22 protein-coding genes are annotated in these 24,440 nt (G+C 63.8%); 10 read left to right on the top strand and 12 right to left on the bottom strand.

The window, feature by feature from the left end:
• Positions 1-72: 72 nt before the first annotated feature.
• From ICL81_RS08075 to ICL81_RS08065, 3 genes are read right to left on the bottom strand one after another with little or no spacing between them, the layout of a single operon-like run.
• Entirely contained in the window at positions 73-3,504 is a 3,432-nt protein-coding gene (locus tag ICL81_RS08075) for an error-prone DNA polymerase (protein WP_188034405.1), read from the bottom strand.
• The gene (locus ICL81_RS08070; RefSeq protein WP_223160632.1) at positions 3,504-5,105 is read right to left on the bottom strand and encodes a DNA polymerase Y family protein; all 1,602 of its coding nucleotides are present in this window, start codon (positions 5,103-5,105) and stop codon (positions 3,504-3,506) included. Before ICL81_RS08070 ends, ICL81_RS08075 begins: the two co-directional genes overlap by 1 nt.
• A complete protein-coding gene (locus ICL81_RS08065) occupies positions 5,102-5,749 on the bottom strand; it encodes a hypothetical protein (protein WP_188034404.1) in 648 nt (215 codons plus the stop codon). The genes ICL81_RS08070 and ICL81_RS08065 overlap by 4 nt, the downstream gene beginning before the upstream one ends.
• A 76-nt stretch (positions 5,750-5,825) precedes the next feature.
• Between ICL81_RS08065 and ICL81_RS08060 the strand changes: the two genes are divergently transcribed.
• Together ICL81_RS08060 and ICL81_RS08055 are read left to right on the top strand one after the other, a co-directional pair.
• Complete coding sequence (locus tag ICL81_RS08060; RefSeq protein ID WP_188034403.1) at positions 5,826-6,149, top strand: DUF2469 domain-containing protein; 324 nt, start codon at positions 5,826-5,828, stop codon at positions 6,147-6,149.
• A gap of 149 nt (positions 6,150-6,298) precedes the next feature.
• Complete coding sequence (locus ICL81_RS08055) at positions 6,299-6,802, top strand: M23 family metallopeptidase (RefSeq protein WP_215394775.1); 504 nt, start codon at positions 6,299-6,301, stop codon at positions 6,800-6,802.
• Positions 6,803-6,821: 19 nt separating this feature from the next.
• Here ICL81_RS08055 and ICL81_RS08050 read toward each other — a convergent pair whose 3' ends face one another.
• From ICL81_RS08050 to dprA, 4 genes are all read right to left on the bottom strand, one after another.
• Entirely contained in the window at positions 6,822-7,763 is a 942-nt protein-coding gene (locus ICL81_RS08050; protein WP_188034401.1) for a tyrosine recombinase XerC, read from the bottom strand.
• A gap of 100 nt (positions 7,764-7,863) precedes the next feature.
• Entirely contained in the window at positions 7,864-9,084 is a 1,221-nt protein-coding gene (locus ICL81_RS08045) for a hypothetical protein (RefSeq protein ID WP_188034400.1), read from the bottom strand.
• A 324-nt stretch (positions 9,085-9,408) separates the two neighbouring features.
• Positions 9,409-9,696, bottom strand: coding sequence for a hypothetical protein (locus ICL81_RS08040; RefSeq protein WP_188034399.1), 288 nt, complete (start codon positions 9,694-9,696; stop codon positions 9,409-9,411).
• A gap of 42 nt (positions 9,697-9,738) precedes the next feature.
• A complete protein-coding gene (gene dprA / locus ICL81_RS08035; RefSeq protein ID WP_188034398.1) occupies positions 9,739-10,989 on the bottom strand; it encodes a DNA-processing protein DprA in 1,251 nt (416 codons plus the stop codon).
• A 120-nt stretch (positions 10,990-11,109) separates the two neighbouring features.
• Between dprA and ICL81_RS08030 the strand changes: the two genes are divergently transcribed.
• From ICL81_RS08030 to ICL81_RS08015, 5 genes are all read left to right on the top strand, one after another.
• Positions 11,110-12,573: a recombinase family protein gene (locus ICL81_RS08030; protein WP_188034397.1), complete on the top strand. Its 1,464-nt coding sequence runs from the start codon at positions 11,110-11,112 to the stop codon at positions 12,571-12,573.
• A gap of 330 nt (positions 12,574-12,903) precedes the next feature.
• Positions 12,904-13,239, top strand: a complete 336-nt coding sequence (locus ICL81_RS08025; RefSeq protein ID WP_188034396.1) for a hypothetical protein — start codon at positions 12,904-12,906, stop codon at positions 13,237-13,239.
• Positions 13,239-14,990 (top strand): phage/plasmid primase, P4 family, encoded by a 1,752-nt coding sequence (locus ICL81_RS08020; protein WP_188034395.1) that lies wholly within the window; start codon positions 13,239-13,241, stop codon positions 14,988-14,990. The genes ICL81_RS08025 and ICL81_RS08020 overlap by 1 nt, the downstream gene beginning before the upstream one ends.
• 50 nt (positions 14,991-15,040) lie before the next feature.
• On the top strand, positions 15,041-15,166 hold the full coding sequence (locus ICL81_RS12015) for a hypothetical protein (RefSeq protein ID WP_255498837.1): 126 nt from the start codon (positions 15,041-15,043) through the stop codon (positions 15,164-15,166).
• A 121-nt stretch (positions 15,167-15,287) separates the two neighbouring features.
• A complete protein-coding gene (locus ICL81_RS08015; protein ID WP_042542547.1) occupies positions 15,288-15,752 on the top strand; it encodes a hypothetical protein in 465 nt (154 codons plus the stop codon).
• 1,052 nt (positions 15,753-16,804) lie between these two features.
• Here the strand turns inward: ICL81_RS08015 and ICL81_RS08010 are convergent.
• The 3 genes from ICL81_RS08010 to ICL81_RS08000 form a co-directional block, all read right to left on the bottom strand.
• Positions 16,805-18,580 (bottom strand): AAA family ATPase, encoded by a 1,776-nt coding sequence (locus tag ICL81_RS08010; RefSeq protein WP_188034394.1) that lies wholly within the window; start codon positions 18,578-18,580, stop codon positions 16,805-16,807.
• 449 nt (positions 18,581-19,029) lie between these two features.
• Positions 19,030-19,902: a hypothetical protein gene (locus ICL81_RS08005; protein ID WP_188034393.1), complete on the bottom strand. Its 873-nt coding sequence runs from the start codon at positions 19,900-19,902 to the stop codon at positions 19,030-19,032.
• Between the two features lie 38 nt (positions 19,903-19,940).
• Positions 19,941-20,543: a hypothetical protein gene (locus tag ICL81_RS08000; protein ID WP_215394774.1), complete on the bottom strand. Its 603-nt coding sequence runs from the start codon at positions 20,541-20,543 to the stop codon at positions 19,941-19,943.
• A 214-nt stretch (positions 20,544-20,757) separates the two neighbouring features.
• Between ICL81_RS08000 and ICL81_RS07995 the strand changes: the two genes are divergently transcribed.
• On the top strand, positions 20,758-21,048 hold the full coding sequence (locus ICL81_RS07995) for a helix-turn-helix domain-containing protein (RefSeq protein WP_141886131.1): 291 nt from the start codon (positions 20,758-20,760) through the stop codon (positions 21,046-21,048).
• A gap of 81 nt (positions 21,049-21,129) precedes the next feature.
• On the opposite strand, the gene ICL81_RS07990 is transcribed toward ICL81_RS07995, so the two are convergent.
• Positions 21,130-21,411, bottom strand: a complete 282-nt coding sequence (locus ICL81_RS07990; RefSeq protein WP_188034391.1) for a hypothetical protein — start codon at positions 21,409-21,411, stop codon at positions 21,130-21,132.
• Between the two features lie 230 nt (positions 21,412-21,641).
• Positions 21,642-22,238 carry an antirestriction protein ArdA gene (locus ICL81_RS07985; RefSeq protein WP_188034390.1) on the bottom strand — a complete coding sequence of 199 codons (597 nt, stop codon included), beginning with the start codon at positions 22,236-22,238 and terminating at the stop codon, positions 21,642-21,644.
• A gap of 814 nt (positions 22,239-23,052) precedes the next feature.
• On the opposite strand from ICL81_RS07985, the gene ICL81_RS07980 reads away from it, so the two are divergent.
• Positions 23,053-23,409: a hypothetical protein gene (locus ICL81_RS07980; RefSeq protein ID WP_188034389.1), complete on the top strand. Its 357-nt coding sequence runs from the start codon at positions 23,053-23,055 to the stop codon at positions 23,407-23,409.
• Positions 23,410-23,536: 127 nt separating this feature from the next.
• Positions 23,537-24,247 (top strand): hypothetical protein, encoded by a 711-nt coding sequence (locus tag ICL81_RS07975; protein ID WP_188034388.1) that lies wholly within the window; start codon positions 23,537-23,539, stop codon positions 24,245-24,247.
• The last annotated feature ends 193 nt before the right edge of the window (positions 24,248-24,440 follow it).

Genomic DNA, 24,440 nt, shown 5'->3' with positions numbered 1-24,440 from the left:
TCAGCTCGTAATGGTCGGTGAAGAAAGCGGTGGACCGTGCTGTGGTGTTCACTCGGTCAGCTTAGCTAATGTTCATTGAAAATCTCGAGACTGCACGGCGGGTGGGGCAGCTAAAGGCTCGAAACTTTCGGCGACGACGTTTTCTACCCCTTCTGGTGATCGTTCTAGGCGGCCTCGCACGATGAGCGCTGGCGCGGATCGAGCCACCAACCTGTGCCGCTCCCACATCTTCTGCCAGACCACGATGTTGACGGTGCCACTCTCATCTTCAAGAGTGAGGAAGGTGACACCGCCTGCCGTGCTGGGGCGCTGCCGATGGGTGACGACGCCAGCGACTTCGACGATGCTCCCTGGACGTACCTGGCTGGTGCGGTCGGATCGTACGACACGACGTACATCGAGCTGGTCGCGCAACAGGCTGAGCGGATGATGCTCGGTGACCACACCCGTGCTCCAAAGATCGAGTGCAGATTGCTCGCCAGGGGTGAGGAGAGGTAGCAGGGGCGGTTGCACGGAGGTGGCGATGCCTGGGAGATAACGCTCACGGTTTTCTGAGCTGGGGCCTGCCGACCAGAGTGCCTCGCGTCGTTCAAGACCGATGCCGCTGCACGCGCCCGCGCTCGCGAGCGCCTCGAGCTGATCTTTGCTGAGGTCTGCTCTGCGGGCAAGGTCGGCCATGTCGAGGAACGGCTCGCGCGCGCGGGCTGCGACGATGCGCTCTGCTGTTGCCGTCTCGATGCCGCGGATCTCAGTGAGACCGAGCCGCACATGAACATTGCGGTCACGTCGGTGTTGCCCGCTCTCGTCTGGTCTACTGCTGTCGAATAGGCCCACCGGTGGTTGTTCGAAGATGGTGCAGGCGTGGATCCCACTCGGTTCTTGGAGCGGGCTGGGCGAACCTTGCGAAGCGCGCGAACCCTGCGAAGCGCTCGGGGCGATGACCGAGGCGACATCGGAGAACTGGACATCAGGGGGCAACACCTCGACGCCGTGCCTTCGGGAGTCTTCGACGAGTGATCGCGGTGAGTAGAAGCCCATGGGTTGAGACTGCAACAGCCCAGCGAGGAACGCCGCCGGATAGTGCAGCTTGAGCCAGGCACTCACGTAGACGAGCAACGCAAAGCTGATCGAATGGCTTTCTGCGAAGCCGAAGCTCGCAAACGCCTCGATCTGTTCGAAGATTCGAGCTGCCTCATCACCCACGATGCCGTGTTCGGCCATGCCAGTGAAGAGTTTCGACTTGAGCTTGTCGATCCGCTCCTCGCCGCGCTTTGACCCCATTGCTCGGCGGAGCTGGTCGGCATCTTCACCCGTGAAATTGCCAACGGCCATTGCCATCTGCATGAGCTGCTCTTGGAAGAGTGGAATGCCGAGCGTGCGCTTGAGTACGGGCTCAAGCGTGGGATGCGGATAGGTGATGGGCTCGGCACCCGAGCGTCTGCGGAGGTAGGGGTGCACGGAGCCGCCTTGTACTGGCCCCGGCCGGATGAGCGCAATTTCAATCACGAGGTCAGTGAACTTGCGTGGTTTGAGTCGGGGGAGCGTATTGAGCTGCGCGCGGCTTTCGAGCTGGAAGACACCGACCGCGTCACCGCGGCAGAGCATGTCGTAGACGCCGCTCTCTTCACGGGGAATGGTTTCGATGCTCCATTGCTCACCGGTGCCTGCCGCGATCATGTCGAATGATTTGCGGATCGCGCTCAGCATGCCGAGTCCAAGTAGATCAAACTTGACAAGACCCATAGACGCGCAGTCGTCTTTGTCCCATTGGAGGACCGTGCGGCGCTCCATGCGGGCGTGCTCGATTGGGCAGACCTCGCCGACGGGACGGTCGGTGAGTACCATGCCGCCGGAGTGAATACCGAGGTGACGTGGCGCCGTCAACATCATCTCTGCCAACTTGGCGACAGGCGCTGGCAGCGCGGTGTTCTCGGCGATCTTGCCGCCGCGTTCAAGCTGTTTCGTCCATGCCGTCTGCTGGGCAGAACTATAACCGAGGGCGCGCGCGGCATCGCGCACCGCTGCTTTCGGGCGGTACGTGATGACGTTGGCAACCTGAGCGGCGTTCAGCCTGCCGTATTTGGCGTAGACGTATTGGATGACCTCTTCGCGGCGCTCAGAATCGAAGTCGACATCGATGTCTGGCTCTTCATCGCGCATGCTTGAGAGGAATCGCTCAAACGGGAGGTCGTAGTAGATCGAGTCGACCGCGGTGATTTCGAGCACGTAGCAAACGGCTGAGTTCGCAGCCGATCCGCGCCCCTGGCAGAGGATGCCGAGGCTACGGGCATGCTGCACGATGTCGTGCACGATGAGGAAGTAACCGGGGAAGTCTTTTGCTTCAATGACTCCGAGTTCGCGCTCGATGCGTGCGCGCTTTGCCGCGTCGAGTGCTTGCCCGTACCGCTGTTCAGCGCCGCGCCAGACGAGTTCGCGGAGCCAACCCATCTGCGTCTGCCCGTCAGGTAGTGGGATACGGGGCAGGTTTGGCTTCGCCTTGGCGAGAGGGAACGCGAGTTCGCGGGCCAGGGGCGCGGTGCGCAGCACAGCGTCTGCGTGCCTGGCAAACCGGTTCAGCATCCAGGCACCGCTTCGCAATCGTGCAGAACCGTTCGCAGGCAGATACGGGTTCATTTCCGCGAGACTTCTCCGCGCGCGAACCGCGGCCACCGCTTCGGCCAGTGGCGTCTCAGCGAGGGTCGCGTAGTGCACGTTGCCGGTTGCCAAGATGGGCACACCTGCGTGCTTGGCAAGGCCGGCGAGCTGGTCGATCCGCGCATCGTCGCCGGGGCGGCCGTGGTGCGTGAGCTCAACGTGCACCTGGTCGCGTCCGAAGAGTGCAATGAGGCGATTGAGTTCCAATAGGGCCGCGTCTTCTCCGTCGGATCTGTTCGAAGCGGTATTGAGTGCCTGCTGTACCGCGCCCTTGCGGCAGCCGGTCAGAATGGCCCATTCGCCGCCAGCTGATTCGGCGAGCGACTCGAGGTCATAGACGGGGCGGCCTTTTGCGCCGCCGGCCAGTTGCGCGTGGGTAATCGCGCTCGCGAGTCGGTGATATCCCTCCTGGCCGTGGGCGAGTGCGAGCAGGTGCGTGCCAACTGGGTCGATCGCGCCGAGCTGGGGGACATCGAGGCCGAGACTGAGTTCGGCCCCGTATACGGTGCGAACGTTGGGGAAAGCGGTTGCTTCCTCTGCGAAACGGGCAGCCCCATAGAGGCCATCGTGATCGGTGATTGCGATGCCATCGAGGTCAAGTTCGGCCGCGGTGCGGATGAGCTGCTGCGGTGAGGATGCGCCGTCGAGGAAGCTGTAGTGGGAGTGCGCATGCAACTCTGCATACGGAATGTGGGAGTCATCACGTTCTGGTGTGTGGGCGGATCCCTGACGCGGGGAAACCTTCTCTGCCGGCGGTGTTGCGGCCACTTGGGCGCCCGCGTCCGGGCGCCCGGAGAGCCTGCGCTCAAGCTCGGACCAGGTGATCTTTGGGTTGTGCCAGCCAGCCATCAGTCGTACTTCCCCTCGGCGAACCATGACTGGTTCGAAGTAATGAGAAGCCAGGCAGTGCCGTCTGCAAGCTCGATCTGTAAGCGGTGTCTGACTGGTCTGCCTTCCCACCAACGCTCACGCAACGGCCACGGGAAGGACCAGTGCGCGACCTGAACACTCTGCTGTGACCCTGCCGTGAACTCAGCAGGGTCTGCTGACAATACGTCATCGGAGGTGACGAGCAGGGGAGTGCCATCGGTGCCAATGAGATGCGCGGGAATTGGTGGATCAAAAACGAGAGAGGGATGCGGCTCCGAGAGCGCCCCCGGCCACGGTGCAGCGGCACTGTTGCGTGACGCGTCAGCTTGTACGGTGCCCCACGGCGTGAACGCCTGACGTTCGCTGACAAGGCGCCCACCTGTGAGAGAGAACGTGCCGATGCTGCTCGGGCCGAGGAGCTGTTGCACGCGACTGAACTGGTGATGCACGCGTTCGTCTGCGCCGGTGTTCCAGAGGCCTGGTTCGTGCGCCGCAGCCGCATCAGTACGAACTGGAAACACCAGGATTCGCGCGATGCCAGACCCAGTGCGTTCGGGAGCGCGGGGAACCTGTTCACTTTGCCAGCGAATACGCGTGAGGAGATCTGCCGCAGAGAAATGCTGGGGGTGTCCCCAGACTCGCTCGTGAAGTACGCCGATGTCATCGACCAGAGTGATGCGAAGCTCTGTGCAGACAAGGTTTGCCTGCGCGAGCTGATCGACACAGGTATTTGCGAGCGCACTGCACGCAAAAGCGAGTTGTTCAGCAGTATCAATAGGGGACTCAAACTCTTGTGTCACCTCGAACGTCTGTGCTGGAGCATACGCTTGAATTGTCGCGGGGGTTGCCGGGTCAAGCCCCTGCGCGCGACGGTGTGCGGCAATACCGCTGGGGCCGAAACGGGCGCGCACGGCAGGTTCGGGGAGCGCTGCGAAAGCGCCAAGCGTGTGGATGCCGAGCCCGTGCAATGTGTCGCCCAAACGTGGTGAGGCTGCGATCGCGAGGTCTACAGGGAGCGGCGCAAGAAACGCTCGCGCGGTGCCAGGGCGCAGCACTCTGACGCCTGCTTCCGCTGTTTCCAGATATGGGTTTTGCGCGTCAGTTCTGGCAGCCTGTGCTGCCGCAAATCTGCCCTCGGCTATGCCAACGCGAGCGGTGACATAGCCGAGTTCGGTCGCGAACCTGCACAGCTCTTGTGCGGCCTGCAGTTCACTGCCATAAAACCGCGCGGGGCCTCGTGCCTGCATGACGGCAAGGCCGGGTCGTTCTTCGGCGATGTGAGGAATAAGGTCTGCGAAGGCCGCGAGCAGTGTCGCGAAGCGCTCTGCTCCCAGCGTGGGATGCAGTGGTTCGATTGCGAGATCTGGGCAGCGGAGGCGGGCTTCTTGCTCGCGCAGTCCGATCCGCACACCGCGTGCGCGCGCCGAGGGTGAACACGCAACGATCGTGCGCTTGGACGTGAGAGCAAGCGGTGGGAGCGGATCGGCCAGTTCGGCGCTAAATGCATCAAGGTGTGCGTAAACGGGCCAATCGGGGAACCACAGTGCAATGATGCGCTGCTTGGCTTGTTCGAGGCTCATCGCGTTGCCACCAAGCGGACTGGTGATTGCTGCGGGGCCAGGTGGCCGCCAGCGAATCGGATCTTGTGCGTGCGAGGGCCGCGGTGGTCATTGCTGCGAACGGTCAACTCGCGGTCGCGGAGTGCACCGCGGCCAGTGTCTAGCCCAAGCCAGCGGGAATCTGTCACTCGAATCTCGGCATCGGTGCGACGCCAATCTCCCATGACAATGAGCGCAGAGCCCTGCTCGCGAAGTCTGGCTGCGATGTGTTCTGCGTCGTGTGGTGGGACCTCGGCGGGAAACTTCGTGAGGAGCGCAGTGACTGTGCCGCTCAGCATGTCGGCGACCGCGGTCGTGCGATTGCCGGGATTTGGCACGATGATGCAGCGGTCAAGAGCAATGCCCACCTCGGCAGCGGCTTCAGCACTGAGATCTGGACAGCCAATAATGCCGCACCACGCGCCACTTTGTGACACGGGGGCGAGGAAAGTAAGCGCGAGCTGCCAAGAGCCGGAGACCGAGTAGATGCCCCCTTCGCGGAGTGCGCCGCCGGGAAGGAGCGGAGCGAGTTCAGGCGCCGTTGGTAGCGTGCGCTCGTGCAGGCGCAGCGGCTGCATTGCGCTGATGCGCTGTTGCAGCTCGAGGACTGTCGCCGGAGAATTCATGAAGCAATATTCGAACATATGTTCGAATAAGTCAATCTGTCGGCGCGCCCCCAAGAAGGCGCGTAGGATGGTGGCGATGAATGAGGAAGAGCTGGACGATTACGAGCGCGAAGCCGAGCTATCGCTGTTTCGTGAGTACCGCGATATCGCAAGCCAGTTTCGCTATGTCGTAGAGACGGAACGCCGTTTCTACCTGGCGAACGATGTTGAGCTGAAACGCCAGGACGCGGGCAACGATTTTTACTTTGAGCTGTCCATGACTGACGTGTGGGTGTGGGACGTGTACCGCGCCAACCGCTTCGTGAAGTCGGTTCGGGTGTTGACGTTCAAGGACGTCAACGTTGAGGAGCTTTCGGCGCACGAGCTGAAGTTCCCTGAGGACCTGTCGCTCGACCGGTAGGTTGCTCACAGCCCCCGGTTTCAAGTATTTCTCCACAACAACCGCCTCAGAGGCGGTTTTTGTGTGTCTGGCGACAACCGGTGCACCACACTTGCCGCATGAATCGTTTCGTCTCGTGTGTGTACTCGTTGGTTTTGACCCTTTTCCTGGTGAGTCCGGCGGTTCCGGTTGCCGTGGCAGCGCCGTCAGTGCCGTCGACCTCGTCAATCCCGGCACCGCCTGCCGACGCGACCGCCGCGGCCTCCCCTGGAAAATGGCTACCCCCGGTCGGCACTGCGTTGCAGGTTTCCGGCCGGTATCGGGCACCACCTAATCGCTATGCGTCAGGCCATCGAGGAATCGACCTGCCTGCTCTCCCTGGCGCAGCTGTGCTCGCGCCTACCGCGGGCGAAGTGACATTCGCTGGCGTGGTTGCTGACCGCCCGCTCGTCACCATCCGCGTCGATGCGCAGACACTTGTGTCGCTGGAGCCGGTGCGCTCGGAGTTCGTCATCGGTGATTTCGTCAGTCGCGGAGCCGTGCTCGGTGAGATGGCCAGCGGCGGTCACTGCTACGCGGAATGTGTGCACGTCGGCGTCAGAATCGATGGTGCCTATGTGAACCCCATGCGGTTCTTCTTGGCACGGCCGATCTTGCTCCCACTTTCTGGGTAGCGGATCAGGCCACGCGGTCTCAGGCGCGCGGGTGTGCCTGACGGTAGCTCTCTGCGAGGCGTTCCTTCGAGACGTGGGTGTATACCTGCGTGCTGGCGAGGCTCGAGTGACCAAGATATTCCTGAACAACGCGCAGGTCGGCGCCGCCGTCGAGCAGGTGGGTGGCGGCGGTGTGGCGGAGAGTGTGCGGTCCGCGCGGGCCACTGCCAGGCTCCTGTTCGAGTTCCTTTGCGACCAATCGATACGCGGCAGACGAGGTGAACGCACCACCACGGTTCCCCAGGAACATGGTTGCTTGCGTTGCAGGAGTGGGAGACCGATCCGCGCCCGTGTTCTGTGCGCGTGCGAGGAGTGCCGGTCGCCCGCTACTGAGGTAGCGATCGAGCGCAAGGGCGGCGGATCGGCCGAGCGGCACCACACGCTCCTTATTGCCCTTGCCGAGCACGCGCACGGTGCGATCACCTGGCGCGTAGCCAGCGACGGTGAGTGAACACAGCTCAGATACACGCAACGCAGATGCGTACAGCAGCTCAAGCGCGGCATGATCCCGGAGCTTCGTGGGATCACCACTCTCGGCAAGGCTGGCAGCACGCGTGAGAATGCGTTCCGCCTGATCGGCGGTGAGGACACGGGGAAGCGACTGCGGCGACTTCGGGGCGCGTAGGCGCGATGCAGGGCTGCCTGGAACATAACCTCTGGTCTCAAGCCAAGACCCGAACGACTTCAACGTCGCGACGTTGCGGGAGAGTGTCGCTGGGGAAAGCCCAGTCTGCTGGCGCTGCCAGAGCCAGTCTCGCAGTAGATCAAGCGTGAGATCCGTGACATTGGTGAGCTGCCGCTCCACGGCGAAAGCTGAGAGGAGTTCGAGATCGCGGCGGTAAGCGGTAACGGTGTGCTCCGAGTAGCCATACTCGTGGCGCACGATGGTGAGGAAGCTGTCCACTGCGTCACGGATATCCATGCCTCTATTGTGGCTCGCATGGAGCAGGAAGCTGGAAAGGCTCACAATCTTTTGGCTGTGAGCCTTTCCAGCTGGCACTGAACCGCGCCCTGACCGGTCACTAATTCAGAATGAGGCCGAGCGTCGGTACAACGATTGCCGAGGTGACCGCCATCGCGAAGGTGAACGCGATGACCGGGTGGAAATCGGACGCGAGGATCTTTTCAATCAGGCGAGAGATGAATGGGCCAATAAGCGCGCCGAGCACCGCACCGAGGATGATCGCGGGAACCGTGCCACCGAAGGCCAGCACGCACGCTGGAGCGACGGAGACGACGGGGATATAGGTGGGAACGTAGCCGCCGCCACGAAGTCCACGCCGCCACACAACTACGCCGATCGCCGCGGTGAGGCCTTGCGCCACGAGAATCTGCGGGAGAAGGCCAGCCAGCTCAGCCGGACCGATCATGACCGTGATTGCGAGGCCGATCAGCATGCCAATCGAAGCGAGCTCGGTCGCCCAGAACTGTGCCTCTGAGAAATCGGCGATAACGCGGCGCATTGTCCAAGCCGCGTCCTTCCACAGCGTTGGTGTGCCCGTGATAGTGGTCGCGGGGGCCGCCGGCGCTGCGTCTTGCTTCGGCGCGGCCGGACGCTCCATCCACGGCAGATAGCGCGCAATTAGGCACGAGATCGCGGTACCGAGCGCCATAGCCATGGTGTTTGCAGCAACGCCGGGGAGACCGAGCGGCACCGTCACATACATGATCAGCGGGATCGACAGGGGAGTCGCGATACCCGCGCCAAGGACCGCGCCAGTGAAGAGCGTCTTCCAACCCGAACCATAGATCAGTACGATCGCGGCGGGCACACACACGAACGGGATGAAGGTGGACTGCCAGGTGTCATCGATCCGCCAGCCAAACGCGACGTTCGAAAGGATGAGACTGAGCGTCGCCGAACCAAGGATCCACGGCCACAGCCCCGAACCATACGAGACCGCGATGCCGCCCCAGGCGCGACCACGCTTCCACGCCCACCATGCGAGCGCAGCGCCGAGGAAGAGGCCAATGGAAGCGAGGGGCAGCTTGTAGAACTGAGGCGACGTGATATCGCTGATCGTCCAGCTCACCCACGCCCCAAACCCTTCTGGTTGCGGTGAAGCGCTCGCCGCAGGCGCGGGTGCGCCGCCAGCGAAGATGCCCTTCACCGCGTCGAGCGCGAATGCGACGCCGATCAAGAGCACGACGATGATCACCGCGCCGATAATCATGCCCGGGGCGCGGAGCTCCGTCGGGTCCTTGCGTGAAACTGAATCTGGTGTGGTGGTACTCGACGTCATTGAAAAGTCCTCAGAACCGTGCCTTGGCACGCTGTCACTTCGCCTGACTCGTCGTTGAGTGGTGCGATGACATCGCGCTGAAAGCATGAGCGATTATGTTGCAGATCTGGTTACGACGCTATCGCCAATGCGATGCGGACACAACGGTCGGTGCGCACTGTCTGTGTAGCGATCGCAGAAGTCTGGCGACGGCGAGCGCCACTCGATCCTGTTCCTGGCAGGGTGATAAGAAGTCTGACGTAACTGTTACTGCTGGCAGACGCGAAAAGCGGCCCGCTCGCTAGGCGAGAGTGGGCCGCTTTCGCGTCCTAGGCGAGGATCGTTTCACCAGGGGTGACGGAACGCGAACCTGCCGTCAACGAAGACGTCAATATAGGTAGCACCCCCGTCGATGACCTGAGCCGCGATGAAACGCACGGAGACCATATGCTTCTCCACAAAACCAACTTCGAGGTCGAACACGTTCGGCATGAGGATACCGAGATTGCCGCCTCCTGTGAGGATTATGTGGCCATCCACACTAATCGTCACAACATGCCTGACGCCGGCCAAGTTCACTGTGACCTCATGCGATTCTTCTACGCCAACGCGGAAGGAGAAGGTGGTTGCCATGCTTGCACCCTATACATAGGGGCTCCTCCAGCGGACGTAGCTTCACTCGCGTTTGAGTAACCTCCAGTTCTGGGGATCTAAGGGGTCTCGTTCCACGAACCCGAGAAGCTCTAGCTCGGCAAGCGCTTGCCGAGCCTCTGTGAGCGTGACCCCAGAGACACGAGAAGTCTCAGTGGCGCTGCGAGTATTCCGCAATGGCAGGGCGTCCAGTACCCGCCGGTGGACGGAAAGCTGCCTTGCATTGCTGGCCTCTGACGCCGAACCGATTGCTTCAAGCCTGAGGAACTCACGTAGCTCAGAAGTGTTTGAGACGAGCTCTGCCCCGAGATTCCGAATGAGTGCGTGGCACCCTGCCGAAGCAGGACTCGTGATCGGGCCCGGCACAGCAGCAAGCGGTCGGCCGAGCTCCGCAGCATGCCCAGCAGTATTGAGTGACCCGGATCGTGCGCCTGCCTCAGTGACGAGCGTTGCGTGTGCGAGTGCGGCAATGAGTCTGTTCCGTTGCAGGAACCGCCATCTTGTCGGAGCGGTGCCGGGAACAACTTCAGAGCAGACGGCCCCGCGGCGCGCTATCTCTGCAATAAGAGCGGTGTGTCCTGCCGGGTAGGGGCGGTCAAGTCCACCAGCAAGTACAGCGACGGTTGGTTGCTGTGCGCTGAGGGCGGCGTGATGGGCTGCGGCGTCGATCCCGTAGGCAGCGCCAGAGACCACCATGAGCCCTGCGCTCGCCGCATATTCTGCAAATTCACCTGTCAACTCTCGACCGTAATTTGTGCAGGCACGTGCTCCTACGATCGCTAGCCCTCCAGCGTTGAGTGCCGAAACGTTTCCTTGGAACCATAAAAGTGGTGGAGCTGCGTGCTCCAGGTCGGCAAGGCCGCTCGGCCAGTCTGCGTGATCTGGACTCATGACATCGAAGCCATTGGCGGCGGCGGCGTTGAGATCTTTAAGTGTCTCTTTTCTGCTGAGTCGCGGGCGCCAGCGTTGCATCGCTGCCGTAATTCGTGCAGGAGTGAGGAGCGAAAACTCGGCGGGGGAGAACCCGCTAGCGGCGATCGCTTCGAGCGTGGTTTTTGCTGATGCGCCTTGCACGACGAGATCAAAAGCGTGTTCGGGGCCGAGCGCCGCAATAAGCGAGCCTGCAACTCGGTCGCCAGGCTCACACAAGCGAGCCCAGATGATCCGGGAGAGCAGTGTTGTGGCGAGGCGCACATCTAGGTCAGCTCCTTGAGTTGCAGCGAGTGCGTGCCGCAGCTCAGTGTCGTTTGCGAAGAACGGTGAGTGGTTGGTCATGAGAACGCTCCACTCCGAAGGCTGAGGGCCTGAGCTATCTCCCTGCGGCCGGGGCGTACGACTCCGGAGAGATCACTCACCGTCCACGCGACTCACAGGACAACGAAATAGCATAGGTGCATGAGCGGAGCACTGAAGGCGGGAGCGAAGGCCGGCCTGTACTGGCGGCAGAGCGTCGACGAGAAGGACGGCATCGAGCGCCAGCGAAAGAAGACCCGCATGATGGCGAAGGCCCGCGAGTACGTCGTCGTGGCGACCTACGAGGACAACGCGACCAGCGCGAGCAAGGGCCGCGGCACCGCGAAGTGGGCGCAGCTCCTCGACGACGCGGCCGCGAATCGGATCGACGTGGTGATCGCCGTGGACGTGGACCGGCTGCTGCGCTCGATCACCGACCTCGCCGACCTGATGCGCACCGGCGTGCGCGTGCTCACCGTCGACGGCGAGATCGACCTGACCAGCGCCGACGGTGAGCTGCGGGCGACGATGCTGGCGGCGGTGGCCCGGTTCGAGGTGCGCCGGAAGTCCGAGCGCCAGAAGCGCGCGAACGAGCAGCGCGCGGCGAAGGGGCTGCGCGTCGGGGGCCGCAGGCCCTTCGGGTACGAGAAGGACGGCGTGACGCTGCGCCGGGCGGAGGCCGACGCGATCGTGCAGGGCTACCGGATGATCGCCCGGGGCGAGTCCCTCGGCTCCGTGGCCCGGGCCTGGAACGAGGCGGGGTTCACCACCGGCCAGAACAAGCGCCTGAGCAAGGCCGAGAAGGAGGCCGGGGAGGCTCCCGCGCCCTCTCCGTGGACCCGCAGCGGCGTCCGCGACGTGATGCTCAACCGCCGCAACATCGGGCAGCTCGTCTACCTCGGCGAGGTGCAGAGCGCGCCGGCCCAGTGGGAGCCGATCCTGCAGGGCGACGACGCCGACCTCTTTGAGCAGGTGCAGTCGATACTGCTGGACCCGGGGCGGCGCAGGCCCGGTCGCAACCCTGTGGGGCTTCTCACCGGGGTCGCGCTGTGCGGCGTCTGCGGCGCGACCGTCCACGCCGGCGGCAGCGCGCGCAGGGGCGTGCGCGGCTACCGCTGCTCGGGCAGCACCGGCCACTTCGCGCGCATGGCCGAGCCCGTTGAGGACTACGTCTCGCGCATCGTCGTGCGACGCCTGGCGAGGAAGGACGCCATCCGCCTGCTGAGCCCCTCGAAGTCCGTCGATGCCCGGAAGCTGCGCGCCGAGGAGCGTCGGCTGCGGGAGCGGCTGGACGCGCTCGCGGCCGAGTTCGCCAAGCCGGACTCGGCGCTGACCGCGTCGCAGCTCGGCATCGCCTCGAAGGGTATCAAGGACCAGCTCGCCGCCATCCAGGCGGAGCTGTCGGACGCCGGCCGCGTCGACCTGCTCGGCGAGCTGGTCGGGCTCGGCGGCGACACTGCCCAGTCGCGCGAGGCGGCCGTGCGCGCCGTGTGGGAGGCCCTCAGCGTCGAGCGCCAGCGCGAGGTTGTGCGGGAGCTGCTCACGGTGACCCTCCACCCGGTGGGCCGCGGCGTGCGCACGTTCAGGCCGGACACGGTCGGCATCGAGTGGGTCGAGGCGAAATAACCTGCGCGCCGATTTGCGATCATATGATATATTTGTGAGTGCGTAAGATATGCGCACCGACAATTCAATAGTGGCTGAACGAACATGCACCACGTGCTGCCCAGGCAGGCGTGCGGTCGGGAGAGAGTGACGCGGGCTCCCGGCTGAACGAAGCGTCCCACAGACTCAACCTCAGCATCTCCTCACACCTCGGCACCAGCACGAAGCAGAACCACAACCCCCTGTCGTGACAGCGACACGGGCAGCCCCGTCCGTCGGCAGACGGCCGAACCAGGCAGCACCAACTACGCCGGTGCCCTGGTTCGTCGTGTTCTCCGAAGGAGAGCCGCCGTGGGGAACCCCGCAACCATCGCTGAGAAGTACAGCCGCTACCCTGACATCCACCAGGCGATCGCCCTGGGCTACGGCACGATGGCGACGATCCGCCGTCGCATCGCCTCTGGCGAGCTGCCGCGCGTCAAGATCATCCGCGACGGGCGCCGCAAGAACATCTTCGACCCCGTCGACCTCGATCGCGTGCTGGGCGCGAGGCCCGAGCCCGTCGGCCCCGCCGCGGAGGTGACTGCCCTCGACGCCGCTGTCGATGATGTCGTCGCTCGCGCGCCGAGGCTGAGCTCGGCGCAGCTCGCGCGACTCGGCTCGATCCTGGACGGGGGTGCGCGCTGATGGCGCCTCAGACGGACCAGGCCCCGCCGTCATCCGGCAGCGGGCCTGTGCGCGAGAGGCAGCACAGGCGGCATGATCCGAGCTTCTGCCCGACGTCGAAGGACACCATCGTTTCGGACGCCACTGGCGAGTACCTCTCGATGATCTCCGCGAACCTCGCGCTCACGCTCGCGGAGATCCGTGACGGAATCCTCCGCCACATCAACAACGCGATCGTGACGGAGGCGAAGCTGCGCCACAAGGCCGTGGCCAACGCCCCCGCGATCTCGACCATCGACGCGCTGGACGAGGCGACCGCGGTCGCCGTCGCGCTCGCCCGCCACCGCATCGTGCGCCTCGACTTCACCCGGGGCAGCGACAGCGCAGCGTCCAAGTTCGTTGCCATGTACCACGAGCTCGGCGAGCACGCCGGCCTCTACGTGGAGGACGACGAGGCGATCCAGCGGCTCATCGCGGCGCTCGCGCCCTCGATGAAACAGAACGCGATCGAGTCCGCGTTCAAGCGGCTCGCGAGCATGGCCCCTGTTGTGCTACCGACGCAGGAAGAACACCTGGTGCCCGTGCGCAACGGGGTCTTCGACACCACGCGGATGGAGTTGCAGCCCTTCTCCCCGGAGTGGGTCTTCCTCTCCAAGTGCGCGGTCGACTACGACCCGAACGCTGAGAGCCCTGTGATCACCCATCCCGTGGACGGCACCGTCTGGGAGGTCGAGCAGTGGATGGCCGAGCTGAGTGATGACGAGGGCGTGCCCGAACTCCTCTGGGAGATTGTCAGCGCCGCACTCAGGCCTCACCTGAGCTGGGACCGGGTGCCGTACTTCGTCGGACCGAATGGCAACGGCGGCAAGGGCACGCTCCTGGAGCTCATGCGCAAGCTCGTCGGGAGGGGAGCCTATGTGTCGATCCCGCTCGCGCGGTTCGGCAAGCCGTTCGCTCTCACGGGCCTGCTGAAGTCGCCGCTCGTGCTGACCGACGAGAACGCCGTCGGCGCGCTCGCGCAGAACCTCGACGATTTCAAGGCGGTCGTCACCGGCGACCCCGTGATGGTCGACCGCAAGTACAGGGACCCGATCATGCTGCACTGGAGCGGCTTCATGGTGCAGTGCATGAACACGATGGCGCCCAAGGTCAAGGACAAGTCGGCGTCGTTCATGAGACGAGCGCTCGTCGTCCCGATGACGAAGCGCTTCACCGGGATCGAGCGCAAGTACATCAAGAATCAGTACCTCGCCCGCGAGGACGTGCTGCGGTATGCGCTCAAGCGCGCCCTCCACATGGACCACGTCGAGCTCTCGGAGCCCCTGGTGTGCCGTGTGGCGTGGGGGTCGTGGTTCAGCGCCAACAACTCCGTGCGCGGTTTCTGGGAGGAGTTCGAACAGCAGTTCGCGTGGGATCTCCTGCCCCTGTCGTTCCTGTATGACCTGTACAAGGCGTGGTTCGCCGAGGTCGAGCCCGGCGGGAGGGCAGAGAGCTACAAGGACTTCCTGGAGGCGATCAGGTCGCATCTCGACGGCTCCGCCCACTGGCAGTGCCCGGCGGGCCCGGAGCGCATCAAGAAGCTGATGGCCGTGCCAGAGCCGCTGATCGCCGAGTACGACCTCGTCAAGTGGAAGAACACGCTGGCGAGTGGCAACAACCCGCTCTCCGTCGGTGCGTTCGACAAGCCGAAGGCGAGCTATCGCTGCATCTTGCGCGCGGTACCTGCCGCTGCTCAGGCTGCGTCCACGGATGACGAGGGTGCCGGCGGCTGAGCGTCGGCACAGATCACGAGATCGGAGTACACGAGAAAGAGAGAAACACCATGAGCAACACCTACAGCTACTTCGACGTCGTCGAGGCCGCCAACTCCCTCGCGAGCTACGCGGAGGACGCGCTTGAGACTTTGCCTTCTGAGGCGCAGCTCATGATGCAGCACGCGCAGGTCTGAGCATTGGGGTGACTGCCCCCGGATTCCAAGTCTTGATAAACACCCGAGCCGCCCCTGAGCGACGGCTACAGCGAACGTCCAATCGGCCGTTCGCAAGCTATATACAGGAAAGGAGTTCCTTATGGTTAGGAACAACATCCCTCAGAAGCACCTTGACGGCGCTGAGGCTGTCCGTAGGAGCATTGACGCCGCTCGTCGTTGTCTTGGTCGCATCACGGTGTCAGACGGGCACAAGGAGTTGTGCGATGCCGCCGCTGCTCATGCGGCCATCGCGCAGGCTGAGGCGACTCTGTTGCTTGTGGAGCAGCAGCAGGTCGCGAATGAGCATTCTCGAGTTCACGCTTGGCTGAGGCTTGCCGCAAGCTGGGAGAAGATCAACCCTTGGTTGAAGCGGGAGGAGCATGCCGAGTCAAGCGACTCTGAGGACGGCGATAATCAGCTCACCCTCGGTCCTTGGGTGAACGAGCTGAAGCCTGGAATTCGCGATCTGTTTAAGCGCGTGTTTCTGGGTGAGGCAAAGTTGGCTGATCGCAGGCCGGTGAGTCCTGATTCGGTGCCGTCGCCTTGGGACGTGACTCCGAAGTAGCACTCGCTACTCGTGTTGAGGCTCTGTGCGTTTATGTGACGCGCAGAGCCTCTTCGTGTTTTGCTGGCGGCAGCGGAGCATCACAGCTTCAGCTGTGGATAACCTCGTGCTGTCCGTTACACGAGCGCAGCGAGGGTACGGCAGCGCGAGCCCGGCTGCGCGGAGGGCAGGAGCACCCCCAGACAGCCCAGTGGGCTGTCGCAGGGGCGAGGGAGCGCAGCGACCGAAGTAAGGGCCCGGCGAGCGCAGCGAGACCGGGTGAGGAGACGGAGAGGGAGGAGCGAAGCGAGTCCCGAAACGTCGACGAAGGCGTGTTGGCTATGCCAACTCCGAAGCAAGTTTAGACAGGAGCGCAGCGAGTGGATAAACGCAGCGAAGGACCACGCCCCCTTATGCTCTTTTCGTTACTTACCTCGTTTCGCCGCCTTAGCGGTGAAACAGGTATGGAATCTGCTGGAGAATCAACGAAGTTGCGGGGGGCCTCGGCCCTAGGCGCCTAGGGTAGCCCCGGAGGGGCCTCGGTAGAGCCTAGGTGCCTGACCCCCGCTACTTCGTTGGAAAGACGCGGAAGCACGGGCGCCCAGGATTGTGGGACCTCTGGTCCCGGGGCGCCTGTGTAGCGCGAAGCGCTGAGAAGCGGTGGTGCCCCCGGGGCGCCTCCGCTCACTCTTCCGTGTCGACCGCAGCCCCGAAGGCTGCGGCCATTGCCTCTCTCCAGCGCGAGACCGGGCTCTGCACGGTCTCCTCATCGCACGCTTCGTCGTCGCAAAGCACCCGTCGCAGACGTGTCTCCTGGCACGCTGCGAGCCTGCCTCCGGGGACGTCGCCGCCTCTGTCGCAGGGGTAGCTGCAGGCACTCTGCTGAGGTGTAGCTGAACCTGTGGACAACTCGGTTGCGCGTTGGTAATGCCTTGGACGTGTGTCGTGTTGGTGTTGGTGTTGATTGGCACGGTGAAAACGAATACCCCCGAGGCGTGCGCCTCGGGGGTATTCGTGCGGTGAAAAGATGAGCCCCTGCAGCACTGTGCTGCAGGGGCCCGCTCGATGGGTAATTAGTAGTGATCCAGGATCGGGTGCGTGTGGATCTTTCCGTCGCGGATAGTGACCATCAGCTCTCGTGATGCTTCTCGTGCGAGCGCGGGAAGCAGTTCGCGTTCGATATTGCTCTGGAGGTGGCGTGCACCGAGTGCGGGGTTTCTGCGGTGGCTGGCGAGCCACGACGGGACCTCTGGTGCGTAGTCGAGTCGCCATCCGATGCCTGTGAGGCGGCCGCTCAGGCGTGCGAGTTCGTCGTGCGCGAGTTGCTGGATCGCGTTCTCGTCGAGGGGGTCGAAGCAGATCGTCTCGGTGATTCTGCCGAGCAGCTCCGGCGGGAGCACTCGTTCGATTTCTTGGAGTTGGCGGCTGCTGTCGAATGTGTGTGTGGAGCCGAACCCGGTGCCTGGTTTTGCTCCTTCCCTGACGCCGAGGTTTGACGTCATGATGATGATGGTTTCGGCGAATGAGGCGGTGTTTCCCCAGCCGTCGGTGAGGCGGCCTTCATCGAAGATCTGGAGGAATAGCGGCCAGACCAGTGGGTGAGATTTCTCGAACTCGTCGAGCAGGAGCACGGTACGGGGTTGCTGGATGATCCTCGTGGTGAGGAGACCTTCGGTGCTGCTCTTCTTCCAGATCCGGTGCCCGCCGATGAGTTTCATGACTGAGTCTTCGTGCGTGCTGTACTCGCTCATGTCGAGGCGGATGAGGGCCTCGTCGGTGCCGTACACGGTTCGTGCGAGCTGTTTCGCAGCCTCGGTCTTGCCGACTCCGGATGGGCCAGCGAACAGGAACACCCCGTGGGGGCGTTCTGGCCGTAGCGTGAGGCCGGACAGTGCGGGGGCGAGCCGTTCGGCGATGGTGTGGATTGCTGCGTCTTGCCCTCTGACGACTTCGGTGAGCCGGTCACGCAGCTCGGTCGCGGTTCTTGCTGCGGGGAGACCCTCGAGTGCGAGGTGGCCTGGTGTCAGCTGTATTCGGGTGGTGCGCTGTTCGATCTGTGCGCGTGCGATCGCGGTGTCGATCCGCTCTAACGCGAGCCGCGGGTGCACGTAGGCATCTGTCGGCGTTGGCGGTGTGAGTGCGTGCTCGATGACGGCGGGGGTGATCTCCGTGTTGATGTGGGCGAGCTGTGGCAGCGTGAGTGATTCGGTGGCAACGATCCTTGTCAGCGCCTCGTTTGGGAGGGGCTCGAGTTGTACGCGATGCAGCTTTGAGATGCGCACGGGTTCAGCTTCGGCCAGTTCAGCGTATTTGCGTTCGTCGTACACCAGGATGCTGCGGAGGCCATGCTCGTTCGCGTAGCTGGTGAGCAGGCTGATGATACCCAGATGTTTCGTGTCCGTGTGCATGTCGGGACGGAGGTCGATGTTATCGACCACGAGCACCGTTGAGGCGGAGAGGCCTTCTGCGTGCAACACGTCGATCATGTCGGCGAGCTCGATAGCAGAATCACCTCCGGGCAGTTCTGCTATTCGCAAGCGAAGGGTGGAGTGTGCTGCGTGCACGACGGCAGCGACCTCAGCAAGAAATGCAGTGCGCCCAACACCGGGTCTTCCAGTGACTGCGACGATCTGGGGTTTCGTGCGGAGCAGTTGAGCAGCGGTTTCGTGAGCGAGGTCTGGGCGATGGAACTGGTAGCTGGGTGCGAGCAGACGTGTGTTCGATGCTGACTCCACGGCGCGGGTGTTGCGCAGGGCTTCGTAGCCGGTAGACCGTGAGTGTGTGGTGTCGTCAAAGAGTTCGAACTCGTCGACGCTCGTGTTCATTGCATTAGTGATTGTGGTGGGCATGAGACCTCCAGAAACGGTGTACCCTGAACCCCGCATGCAGCCTCGTGACCTTAGGGTCACAGAGAAGACGCTGGTGCTGGGGGTAGTCAGAATACAGAGGGAAGACGGGCCGAGAACCACAGATAACGAGATGCTTGCCGAGTGCGAGAGAGTCTAGGCTCTCAAGCGAAATCACATCGTGAAGCAGGGGGTGACGGTGATGAGCGTGAGCCTAGGAACCCTGTCAAATCGGCACAATTCGTTTCCGTGTTTTCGGCGTGTCGCGGAAAGATGAGATGCCGGCTGGCATCCTCATGTTTCTCCCGTGACGCCTGTGGCGTCACAAGCATTCACCGCTGCTTGTCACGAGAGACAGAACCGGCAGTGCGCGGTACTCATTCTCCCGTCGCGTGCAACGAAACCCCCGAGGGATTTCTCCCTCGGGGCTCATCGTCTTAGGTCAGCGCGGATCAGCCGTAGCAGACCGGCTGGTTGGGCGGGCAGCCGCCGCCGCCGTTCGGGGGAACAATGATCGTACCGCCGCCGCCGGAGTTGCCCCCGCCGCCACCACCACCGTTTCCGGGGTTGTAGTAGCCGTCGTCGTAGCCTCCGCCGTAGCTGTTGTCCCAGCTTTCCTGCTCGGCCTGGCGCGCAGCCTCCTCGGCCGCTGCCTGCTCCGCCGCGATGCGAGCGGCCTCTGCCGCCGCTGCCTCCTCGGCCGCCTTCTTCTCCGCGGCGAGGCGAGCAGCCTCGTCAGCCTGAAAGAGAGCGAAGTCCTCGGTGAGTGCAGTGGATGCAGCATCGAGCTTCTTCGCGGCGTCAGTCACAGCCTTCACCTGAGTGTCGCTCGCTGCGGCGTTGTCGCGGGTCTCGCAGGTGTCGGCGAGGGCCTTCTCAGCCTTGGTGAGCTCCTCCTTGGCGTCGGTGACATCGCCCACGAAGTCAGCGCCGCTCTGGCGGGCGGGCACAGCCTTGACCTCGGGCTTGTCACCCTCTGCCTTCTGCGCCTTCACCTCTTCGACGGCCTTGCGGTCGGCGTACTTGGTGCTGGTGCCCGCGCTTTCGGGGAGCGTGGTGTCCTCAACAGCCGCGAGCGCCGCGTCCGCGCCCTGCTGGGCGGTCTTCGCGGTCGTGCGGGCCTCTGCGACCTTGTCGGTCGCTGCGACGCAGAGAGCCTGGGTCTCGGTGTTGTAGTTGTTCACTGCAACGGCGGATGCGACGCCACCGCCGAGCACGAGCGCAGCTGCTGCAGCGATCGCGATGATTGCTTTCTTATTCTTCTTTGCACCGGCACTCTTTTGTGTGTCGCCGGTGTTGCTGCTCTTGTCAGCTATGGCTGCCACCTCCTTCTTTGTCTGTGATGTTCTTGTGTCCTGCCGGGCTACTCAGCCCAGCAGGTTGCCCAGAGGCCGGAACCGGCCTGCTGAGCGATGATCTGGTCTTCGGCGTACTGGCCGCCGGTGTCCTTGGCCCAGCCCGCGCGCACGAGCACGGGGCCGTAGCCGTAGTCGCCCATCGCGATCTTCGCGACGTGCTGGTCTTCAGTGTTGACGGTGTCGGCACCCTCCACGTAGGAGACGCGCCACTCGTGGACCTGCGGAGCGAGTTCTTCGATCTTCGCGGCCGCGCCTGCGCGGGCCTCGTCGAAGCCACACTCACCGGCCGCGGGGCCTTCGACGCCCCAGGGGACGACGATGACACCGTTCTGAGCAGGGTGCCCGCCGGACCATGCGGTCAGGCTCACCCCGACGGACGTGCCGTCGGCGATCGGGTTGGCGGGGTCGGTCAGCTCCGCGGTCCAGTCGTCTGCAGGACCCTCGGGGATCCACGCCTCGGGGGCGGGCTCCTGGGTCTGCGTCTGCGTCTGCTCGGGTGCGACGGTCTCGTTGGGGGTCTTGGTGTTCTCGGTGGCGCAGCCGGTGAGGGCCGCGAGCAGGGCGATCGCCGCGGCGACGGTCGCGATGGTTTTTTTCTTCGTTGGCACCAACATGGCGTGGCCTCTTTCCTGTTCTTGTGTGAAGTCGCCTGCAGTGCGGGCCGTTCGGGGCTGGAGTCTTCCGGCGCGGGCGAGGCGCTCGGGCGGGGGCTCCCGTCTCTGCTGACGGGCGTCGTTCCCGCTCGTCTATCAGCAGATCCTATTAGAAACAGGAACGTATCCGTACCTGGCACGGTCACGTTCCTGTCGAAAATGTTGAAGGGTGGGAAAAACACTGAGGGGCCGGCTTGGCGAGGGGCTCCGTGCGCAACGGAACCATTGGGGCCTTACGCAGGAGCAGCTTGCCGAAAGGATCGGCGTGACCCCCCGTTATCTCGCGGCACTTGAGCGGGGCGAGCGGAATGTGACGTTAGACACCTTCGACGAGTACGCCGGCTTCTTGGGGCTCGACGCGGGCGCTCTGCTCTCTGGGGAGGTCCATGACGAGCTACCCGCTGTGCGAGTCAGGCCTGACGACGCAAACCCGAAGGGCCGGCGCGGCAGTAGACAGTAGAGGTTGTAGCCATCGCACCTGCTGTGATGACTGCAAGCAGAGCCCCCTGTGGCTAGCCTCGGGGTCTCTGCCTGTCTGCTTCTATGCCGCGGGGAACCGCGACACGAAGTCATTGACGTGGATCTTCAACATCCGCGCTACCTCCCTGTCGCTATGCCCTGTCGCGCGGGCTTCGCATACCACTGCCTTCCTGCAGGCGTGCACCTGGGCCTGGACGGCCGCCAGGAGGCGCAGCAGGTCCTCGACGGACACAGAGAGGTCCGCAGCCCTCTCGGCTGCGGAGAGGAGCTCCTGGAGCTCGTGGTGCCTGAGGGAGGTGCACTCCTCCTGCACGATGAGCTCGCGCTCAAGGGTTGCGGTCATGGCAGCGCTCCCATGCTCGCCCCTGATGCGCCAGGTCGGGGCGCGTCGCCTTTTGCGAGCACGGTCTCCATGGCGCAGGCGCCGTGCTCGGGGCAGACACGGACCCTGTACGCGCCGAGGTCCGGGAAGAACAGCAGCTCCCGGTGGCACAGCCGGGGCGGGTCGCAGTCGAGGCAGAAGCGCTGCCAGCGTTCCTCAGCCGTGCTGCTGATGTCACGGAGGCCCATGACTCAGCAGCTCCTGAACACGTACACGCCGGAGGCAGGAGCCTGAGCATCGAGCACAGCGTAGTCGTGCGCCAGCTCGCGGGCGTGGCTCCTCCAGTCGAAGTGCTGCGCCACCTCCTCAGGAACCCCGTTCAGCATCCCCGTGCTGTCGACCAGGTCGGCAGCGTACTCCTCGAAGGAGTCCCAGTGACCGCAATAACGGTCCTGGAACTCAGAGAGCACCGGCACGTCACTCCTGCCGTCGCCCTCAGCGACGTAGTCGCCGCTCGCGACCCAGGCCCGCAGGGCAGGGCGCAGGTGCTCTTCCACGGCGAGCAGAGCCTCGGCCTGCTGCTGGGCCTCGTGAGGGCTCATCTCGCGGTCGACGAGCATGTACTCAGTGTCGTACGCCCAGATCTCCTCGCAGCCGGCAGGGCTCAGGCCCGTGCCGCGGTGCAGCTTGGCGACGGTCACGGTGCTTGCTTCCGCGGCGTCGTACCAGTCGCCGACCAGGTAACCGGCGTTGTAATGCGACATGCACCCTAGCCAGACGCTCGGCGTCTGCGCTGTGTTGCCGGGTGTAGCAGCAGAGGTAGAAGTAGAAGAAACAGTAGTAACCATGGGAGCGTCCTCCGGTCTCGTGCGCGAGCAGCGGCGGACGTGCCGTGCTCATCAGGGAGACTCCCGGCCCCGCGTGAGCGGGGCGGCTCCGCGTGGTGTGCTGTATCGCAGAGAAACAAACGTGGTAACGATCCAGTAACGATAGAGACCAGCAACGGAGTGTTCCCATCTCTGTCACATTTTTGCGTACTAGACTTTAGCTTCACTACTCGATACCCGGGACGGGCATCATGACGATCACGAGCTGTTTTTTGCAGAGGTTACTCCGGCTCGTGGTGGCAGTGCAGAGCACTGCCCGGGGGAAAACTTGAGAAGGGAATCCCGCTGAGGCAGAGGAGCTAAAGTCTAGTTCCTTCAGAAGCTGTCATAGGTGGTCGCCGGAAGCGGCCAGCTGAAGCCCTACCCCGACCCGATGAGCGTCGGATCGGGTGGACGAGTCGCCGCGCAGCATGCGCGAGCGCGAGAAGCACAGAGCGCGGCACGGACGCCGCGCGGGAGGTACAGCACGCGCACACGCGTGCGACAGGCCCCTGGCTGCGGTGATCGCAGCCAGGTAGCAACACAGAGAGCACAGGGCGGCAACACTGCCGCCCCGAGAAGCTGGTGAGACAGGTGAGAAGCGCCTGCCTCTGCGAGCCCGGCGCCCCTGGCGGAGCCTGCGAAGCGAGCGCTGTGACGAGCACAGCGAGCAGCAGAGCTTGGCGCGGCATGACGCCGCGCCCGGAAAAGCATGTGAGACGGGTGAGACGCACTCGTCCAGACGAGCGCGCTGTGATGAGTGCTGCGCGCGGCAAATCGAGAGAAGGACAAGAAGATGACTATTACGAACAAGCAGTTGAACCTCGCGCTGGACAACATGAAGCTCCGAGTGGATCCGACGGGCAAGATGCCGCTGATCGCTGTCGTGCCTCGCGACGCGATCCCGATGAATGTGCCCGGAACGATCACGATCGCGGAGGGCGGGGCGAAGGCCATGCGCCTCGGCATGGAGGATCACTTCGCCGAGCTGGCGGCAGCCGAGGCTCGGGGCGACGCCCACGAGATCGACGAAGCGATGAGCGCTGCCTCCGAGATGCTGGAGATGTGGCTGACGATCGAGCTCTCCTTCGCCAGCGTGCTGCTGAAGCACGGCAAGAAGCTCAAGGGTCGCTCGATGATCGCGGTGAAGTAGCACGCGCCAGAGAGCAAAGACAACCGGGGGCGGCACATTACGCCGCCCCCGACGAGAGAACACAGCCTCGGCGACAGTCGCCGAGGCCCTCGCGCAAGAGCGCAAAGAACCAGAACGGAGCAAGACCATGACGAAGACAGCAGAGACGACACAGGCCGAGCAGATGCAGCTCGACGCAGTATTGCGCGCAATCCAGACGATGAGCGACAAGCACCGCGAGTTCGAGGCGGCGATGCACGCCGGCGACGAGCAGGCAGTGCGCGCAGCGCTGCAGGCCTGCTCCGAGGCGTCGCACGCCTGGATACGGACCCCGTCCTACTTCGAGGACGGCTCACCCGCTGATTTAGCGATCGACGCAGCGATTGAAGAGCACGACGCGCTCGCAAGCGCGCTGATCCCCTGGGACCCCGAGAACCGCGGCGCGTTGGTGCTGGCGGCCGAGGTCGCCGAGATCGCTGCCGCGAGCGATGCCATGGGGGCAGCGTACGGGCTGGTCGCGGAAATTGATGAAGAACTGGAGTATCTGGACGGCGAGATCGAGCTGCTCCGGGACATGCTGGGGCTCTTCGATGACGAGGAGGGATGCGAGTGTGAGGACTGCATTCGTGAGCCCGACGAGCTGGACGACGAGACTCGCGTCGAGTACGAGGCACGCCTCGCCCGCGACGAGCGTCGGTTCGTGGAGCTCACCATGGAGCGCGCAGCGAAGCTTGGAGCGGGCGGAGAGGACCCGCTGGGCTACTGGGGTTTGCTCGCGAAGCACGGGTTGATGATCCCTGAGTGGCACGCGATCCACAGCTACCAGCAGAGGATGCAGCAGCCGCCGGCAGTGGTCTGAGAGACAGCGGGCAGGGAGCAAGTCGCTCCCTGCCCGCTGCGTTGACTCTCGGATGATCTGAGACCCACGACCCGGGTCATCGCCAGCGCAGTTCGGGCGCTTCGTTTAGCAGTGTCGTAGGCCCCCGATAGGATCGCTCCTAACACCTGATACTTCATCTGGAAGCGCGATAGCGCGCGAAGGAGCTAACAAA

This window comes from Leucobacter sp. cx-328 (genome assembly GCF_014530035.1).
Lineage (GTDB): Bacteria > Actinomycetota > Actinomycetes > Actinomycetales > Microbacteriaceae > Leucobacter.
This window is presented reverse-complemented; position numbering and strand designations above follow the sequence as displayed.